Genomic DNA, 8,742 nt, shown 5'->3' with positions numbered 1-8,742 from the left:
GTGCGGCCGGACGACCGTGAGCTCCGCGACGGCGATGCCGTCCGTGCCGTCCGAGGCGGCCCCGGTCGGCAGCGGGGTGTCCGACGGGTCCCAGAAGGCGACGCGGCCCGCTCGGGGCAGGGGCGCGGGCAGGAAGACCGCCGCCAGCCGCGTGGGTACCTCCACCGCCTGCTCGTCCATACGCTTCGTCCACCTCCGCCCGTGCTGCGAATCCAGTCGTCTCCGACTCTACGGGCGGGGTCTGACAATCGGTCCCGGAGACCGGCCGGGGCGGCTTTCCGCGGGCCTCAGGGGCTGGTGCGCGAGACGACGTACACGATCGGGTTGTCCGTGTTCCAGGTGTTCACGACGACGTCCAGGGTCGGCTTGGGGTTCTTCTGCTCCTTCACCAGGCCGAGGTTGACGCCGGGCCGGGCGCCGGGTCCGGTGAAGGTCCAGCCGGTGATGCCCTGGTCGCGCGCGTTGACGGCGATCTGGCCCTCGACCAGGTCGGAGCGGGTGAGCCCGAGGTCGGCGAGGAACTCGTCGAGGCCGGCGTTCGTGGTCTGGAACTGCACGTACAGGCGGCTGGTGCGCCAGTTGTTGGTCTCGTAGTAGGCGACGTTGACCGAGGGGTGCGGCACGGGAATCTGGTAGAGGCGGCGCTGGACCTTCGACGGCCAGCCCTTGGTGAGGCCGGTCGCCGAGTACTTCGCCTCCTTGTCCTTGCCGCTGTCCCGGCTCTGCGCGGCGGAGATCACCAGATAGCCGGCCGGGACGCCGATCAGCAGCACGATGATCAGCAGGGTGAGCGCCCTGCGCCGGATGACGTGCCCCCGGTCCTCCGGGGGCCGCGACGGCTCGTCCGGTGGCGCCGCCTGCCGGGGCAGCGCCGCCGTCACGCGGTGTCCTGCGTGCGGCGCGTCTCGGCGAACCGCTCGTAGCGCTCGTACCGCTCGACCCGGCGCCGCTTGGCACGCCGGAACCTGCGGGCCACGAGACGGGCCAGGTCGGCGGCGCCCACCATGCCGGCCTCGGGGCCGAGCTGGGCGCGCACGATCCGTGCCTCCGGGCGGTAGCCACGGCCGGTGAGCTGGCGCTTGAACGCGTCCCGCGCGGGGGCGATGAGCAGGTCGTCGGCGGCCGACACGCCGCCGCCGATGACGAAGCAGGAGGGGTCGAGGGCGGCGGCGAGGTTGGCGATGCCGACGCCGAGCCACTGGCCGATGTCCTGGAGGAGTTCGACGCACATCGCGTCGCCGTCGCGGGCCAGTTCCGTGATCATCGGGCCGGTGATGTCGTCGATCTGGCCCTTGACGTGCTCGATGATCCCGTACGCGACCGGCGAGTCGGCCGCCGCCAGCTCCTTGGCCTCCCGCACGAGCGCGTTGCCGGAGCTGTACTGCTCCCAGCAGCCGCGGTTGCCGCACGGGCAGCGGTGTCCGCCGGGAACGACCTGCATGTGGCCGAACTCGCCGGCCACGCCGTACTTGCCGCGCTTGACCTGTCCGTCCTCCAGGATCGCGCCGCCGATGCCGGTGCCGAGGGTGATCATGACGAGGTGGTCCTCGCCGCGTCCGGCGCCGAAGCGCCACTCCGCCCAGGCGGCGGCGTTGGCGTCGTTGTCGACCAGGACGGGGACGGCGAGACGGCCCGCCAGGCGGTCGCGCAGGGGTTCGTTGCGCCACGACAGGTGGGGGGCGAACAGGACGCGGTTGCGTTCGGCGTCGACCCAGCCGGCCGCACCGATGCCGACGGCGTGCACGTCGTGCCGGTCGGAGAGGTCGAGGACCAGTTCGGTGATCGTGTCCTCGACGACCTTCGGGCTCTTCGACTTGTCCGGGGTCTCCGTGCGGAGCTTCTCCAGGATGTTGCCGTCGGCGTCGACCACGCCCGCCATGACCTTGGTGCCGCCGATGTCGATGCCGACCGTCGGCACGCGCGGGGCCGTCAGGTGTGAGCGGCGCTCGCGGGTGCCGACGGTGCGCAGGACCGGGGCTCGGCGGGAGCCGATGGGGGCGGTGAAGGTGCCGTAGGTGCTCATCGGGCTCGATTCTGCCCCACGCGTACGCGGGGTGCCGATCGGGGCAGGGGGCAATTGGTTCGGTGCGTTGCCGTCTGCGGGTGCATCGTGGCTGGTCGCGCAGTTCCCCGCGCCCCTGAGAGGGCGTTACCCTCAGCGGCGTTGCAGTTCGTGACGCAAATCATCCAAGTCGCTGCCACCCGCCATCTGTTTCGTCAGCTCGTCCAAGGTGACCTCGTCGCGCGCGTAGTTCCCCGCCATCTGGCCTCGCCGCAACAGCACGAACCTGTCCCCCACCATGTACGCGTGATGCGGGTTGTGGGTGATGAAGACCACGCCCAGGCCCTCGTCCCTCGCCGCCGCCACGTACTTCAGGACCACCCCCGACTGCTTCACCCCCAGCGCCGCCGTCGGTTCGTCCAGCACCAGCACCTTCGCGCCGAAGTACACCGCCCGCGCGATCGCCACACACTGGCGTTCGCCGCCGGACAACGTGCCGATGGGTTGATCGACGTCGCGCAGATCAATGCCCATGCGGAGCAGTTCCGCGTGGGTCGTGCGGCGCATGAAGTCGACGTCGAGGCGTTTGAAGGGGCCTTTGCCGGTGCGGGGTTCGGAGCCGAGGAAGAAGTTGCGCCAGACCGGCATGAGGCCGACGACGGCGAGGTCCTGGTAGACGGTGGCGATGCCTCGGTCGAGGGCGTCGCGGGGGGAGGTCAGGCGGGTTGATTCGCCGTCAATGTTGAGCGTGCCGCCGTCATGTTGGTGCAAACCAGCGATGATCTTGATCAATGTTGACTTGCCGGCGCCGTTGTCGCCGAGGACGCAGGTGATTTCGCCGGCGTTGACGGCCAACGACACACCCTCCAGGGCCCGGATGTTGCCGTAGTGCTTGCTGACTTCGATCAGTTCGACGAGGGTCACTTGGTCGCCTCCGCGCGCTTGCGGACCCACGTGTTGAGGAGGGTCGCGAGGAGCAGCATCGCTCCGAGGAAGAACTTGAACCAGTCGGGGTTCCACTCGGCGAAGACGATGCCCTTGCTGGTCATGCCGAAGATGAGCGCGCCGACCGCCGAGCCGACGGCGCTGCCGTAGCCGCCGGTGATGAGGCAGCCGCCGATGACGGCCGCGATGATGTAGATCAGCTCGTTGCCGACACCCTCGCCGGACTGGACGACGTCATAGCTGAACAGCAGGTGTTGACCGGAGATCCACGCTCCGAAGGCGACGCCCATATAGAGGCCGATCTTCGTGCGGACGACCGGGACACCCACCGCGCGGGCCGCGTCCTGGTTCCCGCCGACGGCGAAGATCCAGTTGCCCGCGCGGGTGCGCAGCAGGATCCAGGAGGCGAGGGCGACGAGGGCGAACCACCACAGGATGGTGACCTTGAAGTCGACGCCGCCGACGGTGAAGGTGGAGGCGAAGAGGTCGTGCGCGGAGGGGAACCCCTCCATGTCCGCGATGCTCTTGGTGGACACCGTGTCGTCGATCAACTTGGTCAACCCGAGATTCAACCCGGTCAACATGAGGAACGTGCCGAGCGTGACGATGAAGCTGGGCAGCCCGGTGCGGGTGAGGACGTACCCGTTGAAGGCGCCGATCGCCAGCGTCGTCAGCAGCGACACTCCGACGCCGACCCAGACGTTCGCGGTCATCTGGTAGCTGAACATGGACGAGATCAATGCGGACGACGTCACCATGACACCGGCGGACAGATCGAACTCGCCGCCGATCATCAGCAGGGCGACGGGGACGGCCATGATGCCGATCGTCGAGGACGCGTACAGGACGGTCGACAGGCTGGCGGCGCGCAGGAAGCTGTCGGCGGTCACCGCGAAGAACAGGAACACGGCGATCGCGCCGACGACGGAGCCCAGTTCGGGGCGGCCGAGGAGCCGGCGCAGCGGTGAGGTCTCCAGCAGGCGTTCGTCGGTCGCGCCGGTCATCGGGTGCCCCGCTCGGTGTACTGGGCGAGCCGGGCCGCCTGGTCCTTGGTGATGATCTGGGGGCCGGTCAGGACGGGCTTGCCGCCGCCGAGGACGTCGTCGTTGTACCGGTGGAGCCACAGCAGGTCGACGGCCTCGTAGCCCTGGAGGTAGGGCTGCTGGTCGACGGCGAAGCCGAGGGAGCCGTTCGAGAGGCCCGCCGCGACCTTGGCGTTGAGGTCGAAGGTGTCGATCTCGGCCTTGCTGCCCGCGCCCTGCTTCGCCTTGACGGCGGTGTCGGCGTAAGGAGCGCCGAGGGTGACGACGGCGTCGACGCCGGTGTCGGCCTGGAGCTTGGCCTCGATGGCGGACTGCACGTCGGGCATGTTGGTGCCGGTGACGTACAGGTTCTGGACGCTCCCGGTGAACGTCTTGGCGACGCCCGCGCAGCGCTGTTCGTGGCCGACGTTGCCCTGTTCGTGCAGGACGCAGACGGCCTTCTTCTTGCCCCGTTTGTTCAGTTCCTCGCCGACGGCCTCGCCGGCGACGGTCTCGTCCTGCCCGATGTGGGCGAGCGCGCCGAACGCCTCGGACTCGGCAGAGCCGGAGTTGACGGTGATCACGGGGATGCCGGCCTTCACCGCGCGCGCGACGGCGGCTTTCATGGCGTCCGGTTTGGCGAGGGTGACGATGATGCCGTCGACCTTCTTGTCGACGGCGGCGTCGACGAGCTGGGCCTGCTGCTGGGCCTCGTCGTCGTGGGAGTACAGGAAGTTGATGTTGTCCTTGACGGCGGCCTGCTTGGCGCCGCTCTGGACGATGTCCCAGAAGGTGTCCCCGTCGCCGGAGTGGGTGATCATCGCGAAGGTCCAGCGGGGCGTGTCCACCGCCGCCCGACCCTGGGCCGACGCCGCCTTGCGGGCGTCCTCGGCGCGCTTGCCGCCGGTGCTGCTGCATCCCGCGAGGGACACGCACAGCGCCCCCGCCACCGCGATCCCTGCCCAGGTCCGAAACCGTGCCACGAGGCCGTGCCCTTCTTGCCGTCTTGCTGTCTTGACCGTGCGCTGTCGTCCGTCCGTGCCGGGTGACCGCTCATCGGACGCAAACGCCCCAGTATCGAACACACGGTGCACGCGAGGCGTGACTGGGGACCGCGACTCGGTCGCATTGTCCGGACATTGGGACTTTTCAGCCTTCCAGACACGCGCGCGGGGCACACGAAAAAGCCCGCGCGGACCGTCGTCCCGCGCGGGCCTCACGGCCGTTCTGCGGCCCCCTCAGGACCGCACGAGGAGCTGGAACTCGAAGGAGTAGCGCGTCGGACGGTAGATGTGGTCGCCGAACTCGACCGCGCGGCCGGTGTCGTCGAAGGTGGTGCGCTGCATGGTGAGCAGCGGGGCGCCCTCGGGTTCGGCGAGGCGCTCGGCCTCGGGGGCGGTCGCCGCGCGGGCGCCGATGGACTGGCGGGCGCTGTGCAGGGTGATCCCGGCGGCGCGCATCAGCCGGTAGAGACCGGTGGCCTCCAGCTGGCCGGTGTCGAGGTCGAGGAGTCCTGCGGGCAGGTGGTTGCAGAGGTAGGCCATCGGCTCGCCGTGCGCGAGGCGCAGCCGCTCCACGCGCTGGACCTCGCTGCCCTCGGCGACGGCGAGCGCGGCGGCGACCTCGGCGGTGGCCGGGACGGCGGTGTTGACCAGGACGGTCGTCGCGGGGCGCTGGCCGGCCGACTCCAGGTCGTCGTAGAGGCTGCTCAGTTCGAGGGGCCGTTTGACCTGGCTGTGCACGACCTGGGTGCCGACGCCCCGGCGGCGTACGAGGAGTCCCTTGTCGACGAGGGACTGGATGGCCTGGCGGACGGTCGGGCGGGACAGGCCGAGGCGCCCGGCGAGTTCGATCTCGTTGCCGAGGAGGCTGCCGGGGGTGAGCGCGCCGTGCTCGATGGCCGCCTCCAGCTGCTGGGAGAGCTGGAAGTACAGCGGCACCGGGGAACTTCTGTCCACGCGGAGTTCGAGCTGCACGGTCGGGTCCACATCTGGTTTCGGCACGGCCCGAGCGTAGCCCCGGGGTCCGTGGACGGAAAGGTGTGCGGTCAGATTGTCCGGACATGCGGATTGACAGGGAACCGTCACCGACCTCACTTTGTCCTCATGCGTATCGGCGTCATCGGGACGGGCCGCATCGGCACGATTCATGCGAACACCTTGAGGCGGCACCGCGAGGTCGGCTCTCTGATCCTGACGGACGCGAACCCCGCGCGGGCGCAGGATCTGGCGCTGCGCCTCGGGGAGACGGCGGCGCCCGGGGTCGACGAGATCTTCCGCTGGGGTGTGGACGCCGTGGTGATCACCGCGTCCACGGCGGCGCACGCGGAGCTGATCGGCCGGGCCGCGCGCGCGGGGCTGCCGGTCTTCTGCGAGAAGCCGATCGCCCTCGACCTGCCGGGCACCCTGCACGCGCTCGCCGAGGTGGAGGCGGCCGGGACGGTGCTCCAGATGGGCTTCCAGCGGCGCTTCGACACCGGCTACCTGGGCGCCCGCGAGGCCGTCCACGCGGGCCGCCTCGGACGGCTGCACACGGTGCGGACGGTGACGTCGGACCAGATCCCGCCGCCCGCCGACTGGCTGCCGGTGTCCGGCGGGATCTTCCGGGACGACCTGATGCACGACTACGACGCGCTGCGCTGGGTGACCGGGCGCGAGGTGACCCAGGTGTACGCCACGGGTTCGGACGCCGGGCCGCCGATGTTCCGTGCGGCGGGCGACGTCGACACGGCGGCGGCGGTGCTGACCCTGGAGGGCGGCACGCTGGCCACGGCCACGGCGACGCGGATGAACGGCGCCGGGTACGACGTCCGGATGGAGCTGGCGGGTGAGCTGGACCAGATCGTCGTCGGCCTGGACGACCGCACGCCCATCGCGTCGACCGAGCCGACCGGGCCGCCCGCCGCGGACAAGCCGTGGAGCGGCTTCCTGGAGCGTTTCGCGCCGTCCTACGAGGCCGAGCTGATCGCGTTCGTCGAAGTGGTCCGGGGTGAGCGCGCGAACCCCTGTGACGGCCGTGAGGCGCTTCAGGCGCTGCGGATCGCCGAGGCGTGCGCTCTGTCGCTGCGGGAGCGCAGACCAGTGCATCTGGTGGAGATCGCGGGGGCGCACGCGTAGCGGAGGGTGGGGACGGCGCGCGCATAAATGCGAACAAGCGTCAGCTTCACAGACCGTCCGACCGGTTTTCCAGGCTCGCTCACCCGTCTCACCACCGCACCGGCAGCCTCCGCACCCCCCGGACCAGCATCCCCGGCAGCCACTCCCCCGGCGGTCCGTCGAGGGCGAGGCCCGGGGCGCGCTCCAGGAGGGCCGCGATCGCCGTGCGGGCCTCCAGGCGGGCCAGCGGTGCGCCGAGGCAGTAGTGGATGCCGTGGCCGAAGGCGAGGTGGCCCCGGGTGTCGCGGCGGGGGTCGAAGCGGTCGGGGTCGGGGAAGCGCGCGGGGTCGCGGTCGGGCGCGGCGAGGCCGATCACCACCGAGGCGCTCTGCGCGATGGCGACGCCGCCGATCTCCAGGGGCTCGGCGGCGAACCGGAACGTCGCGTTCTCCACCGGGCCCTCCCAGCGCAGCGTCTCCTCGACGACGCCGTCCAGGAGGCCGGGGTCGGCGCGCAGGGCGGCGAGGTGCTCGGGGTGGGTGAGGAGGGTGTGGACGGCGTTGGTGATCAGGTTGACGGTCGTCTCGTGGCCCGCGATGAGCAACAGGAAGGCCATGCCGCGCAGTTCGGCGGAGGAGAGCCGGTCGCCGTCCTCGGCGGTGGTGCGGATCAGGTCGCTCAGCAGGTCGTCCGTCGGCCGGCTGGAGCGCTTGTCCTCGATCAGCTCGGTCAGGTAGCCGCCGAGGCGGGCGAACGCCTCCGGGCCGGTGCCGGGCGCGCTGGGCGCGACGACCTCGGTGGACATCGCGCGGAACGCCGCACGGTCCAGTTCGGGGACGCCGAGGAGTTCACAGATGACGGTGATGGGCAGCGGGAAGGAGAACGCGTCGACGAGGTCGGCACGCCCGCGCGGGATCATCGCGTCGAGCAGGCCGTCGGTGATCTCCTGAACCCTCGGGGCGAGGCTCTGCACGCGGCGCGCGGTGAACGCCCGGGTGACGAGGGAACGCAGGCGGGTGTGCTCCGGCGGGTCGCTGCCGAGGAGGTGACGGCCTATCACCGCCTCGTCGGGATCGCCCGCTTCGAGCCCGCGCTGGTCCTTGGCCAGCCTGCCGTCGGCGAGCGCGGCGCGCGCCTCGTCGTACCCGACGACCAGCCACGTCTCCCAGGAGCCGGCCATCCCGCCGAGCCGTACCCGGTGCACCGGACCCCGCTCGCGCAGCCGCGCGTACACCGGATGCGGGTCGCGCCGGAACTCCTCGCCGAGGTTCGTCAGGTCGACGACACCCCGCTCGCCCGACCCCCACAGATCGACCACGTCACCCATGCCGCTCCCCTCCTGTCACCCGCACAACGCACGGCGGCTCCGCGAAGTGCCCGGCGTGCGGTGCGCGTCACTCGTCCCCGTCGAGCAGCCCCGCGTCGTAGGCGAGCAGCGCGATCTGGACCCGGTTGTTGAGGCCGAGCCGGGCGAGGATCCGGGAGACGTGGGACTTGACGGTCGCGACGCTCATGAACAGCTCGCCGGCGATCTCGGCGTTGCTCAGGCCCCGGCCGAGGCGGACGACGACGGGACAGATCTGGATCGTGTTCCCGGAGAAGTACGACTCGAACGGATCGCCTTCGCCCGTACCGACCTGCTGTAGGGCGCCTCTTTCGATCAACTCGATCATCGGGT

At 70.7% G+C, this 8,742-nt stretch carries 10 protein-coding genes; 1 reads left to right on the top strand and 9 read right to left on the bottom strand.

Annotated features, from left to right (window positions below):
* The 7 genes from ACVNF4_RS28300 to ACVNF4_RS28270 form a co-directional block, all read right to left on the bottom strand.
* A partial coding sequence (locus ACVNF4_RS28300; RefSeq protein ID WP_461805721.1) for a hypothetical protein occupies window positions 1-180 on the bottom strand: 180 nt, incomplete at its 3' end.
* Window positions 181-287: 107 nt separating this feature from the next.
* Window positions 288-881: a sugar kinase gene (locus ACVNF4_RS28295; RefSeq protein ID WP_461805720.1), complete on the bottom strand. Its 594-nt coding sequence runs from the start codon at window positions 879-881 to the stop codon at window positions 288-290.
* Window positions 878-2,023, bottom strand: coding sequence for an ROK family glucokinase (locus tag ACVNF4_RS28290; protein WP_461805719.1), 1,146 nt, complete (start codon window positions 2,021-2,023; stop codon window positions 878-880). Before ACVNF4_RS28290 ends, ACVNF4_RS28295 begins: the two co-directional genes overlap by 4 nt.
* 132 nt (window positions 2,024-2,155) lie before the next feature.
* Window positions 2,156-2,926 (bottom strand): ATP-binding cassette domain-containing protein, encoded by a 771-nt coding sequence (locus ACVNF4_RS28285; RefSeq protein WP_461805718.1) that lies wholly within the window; start codon window positions 2,924-2,926, stop codon window positions 2,156-2,158.
* Entirely contained in the window at window positions 2,923-3,951 is a 1,029-nt protein-coding gene (locus tag ACVNF4_RS28280) for an ABC transporter permease (protein WP_461805717.1), read from the bottom strand. Before ACVNF4_RS28280 ends, ACVNF4_RS28285 begins: the two co-directional genes overlap by 4 nt.
* Window positions 3,948-4,952: a sugar ABC transporter substrate-binding protein gene (locus tag ACVNF4_RS28275; protein ID WP_461805716.1), complete on the bottom strand. Its 1,005-nt coding sequence runs from the start codon at window positions 4,950-4,952 to the stop codon at window positions 3,948-3,950. The genes ACVNF4_RS28280 and ACVNF4_RS28275 overlap by 4 nt, the downstream gene beginning before the upstream one ends.
* 255 nt (window positions 4,953-5,207) lie before the next feature.
* Entirely contained in the window at window positions 5,208-5,945 is a 738-nt protein-coding gene (locus ACVNF4_RS28270) for a GntR family transcriptional regulator (RefSeq protein ID WP_461805722.1), read from the bottom strand.
* Window positions 5,946-6,074: 129 nt separating this feature from the next.
* Between ACVNF4_RS28270 and ACVNF4_RS28265 the strand changes: the two genes are divergently transcribed.
* Window positions 6,075-7,085, top strand: coding sequence for a Gfo/Idh/MocA family oxidoreductase (locus ACVNF4_RS28265; RefSeq protein ID WP_461805715.1), 1,011 nt, complete (start codon window positions 6,075-6,077; stop codon window positions 7,083-7,085).
* A gap of 88 nt (window positions 7,086-7,173) precedes the next feature.
* Here ACVNF4_RS28265 and ACVNF4_RS28260 read toward each other — a convergent pair whose 3' ends face one another.
* Together ACVNF4_RS28260 and ACVNF4_RS28255 are read right to left on the bottom strand one after the other, a co-directional pair.
* Window positions 7,174-8,391 carry a cytochrome P450 family protein gene (locus ACVNF4_RS28260; RefSeq protein WP_461805714.1) on the bottom strand — a complete coding sequence of 406 codons (1,218 nt, stop codon included), beginning with the start codon at window positions 8,389-8,391 and terminating at the stop codon, window positions 7,174-7,176.
* A gap of 67 nt (window positions 8,392-8,458) precedes the next feature.
* A partial coding sequence (locus tag ACVNF4_RS28255) for a response regulator transcription factor (RefSeq protein WP_461805713.1) occupies window positions 8,459-8,742 on the bottom strand: 284 nt, incomplete at its 5' end.

It is taken from the genome of Streptomyces sp. S6, assembly GCF_054880855.1.
Note: the sequence above shows the minus strand (reverse complement) of the source record. Positions and strands in the feature narration are given on the sequence as shown.

Excerpts from the sequence above, each read along its gene's own strand:
- ACVNF4_RS28280 (WP_461805717.1), bottom strand. The coding sequence starts at position 3,951 with ATGACCGGCGCGACCGACGAACGCCTGCTGGAGACCTCACCGCTGCGC.
- ACVNF4_RS28260 (WP_461805714.1), bottom strand. The coding sequence starts at position 8,391 with ATGGGTGACGTGGTCGATCTGTGGGGGTCGGGCGAGCGGGGTGTCGTC.
- ACVNF4_RS28265 (WP_461805715.1), top strand. The coding sequence starts at position 6,075 with ATGCGTATCGGCGTCATCGGGACGGGCCGCATCGGCACGATTCATGCG.
- ACVNF4_RS28290 (WP_461805719.1), bottom strand. The coding sequence starts at position 2,023 with ATGAGCACCTACGGCACCTTCACCGCCCCCATCGGCTCCCGCCGAGCC.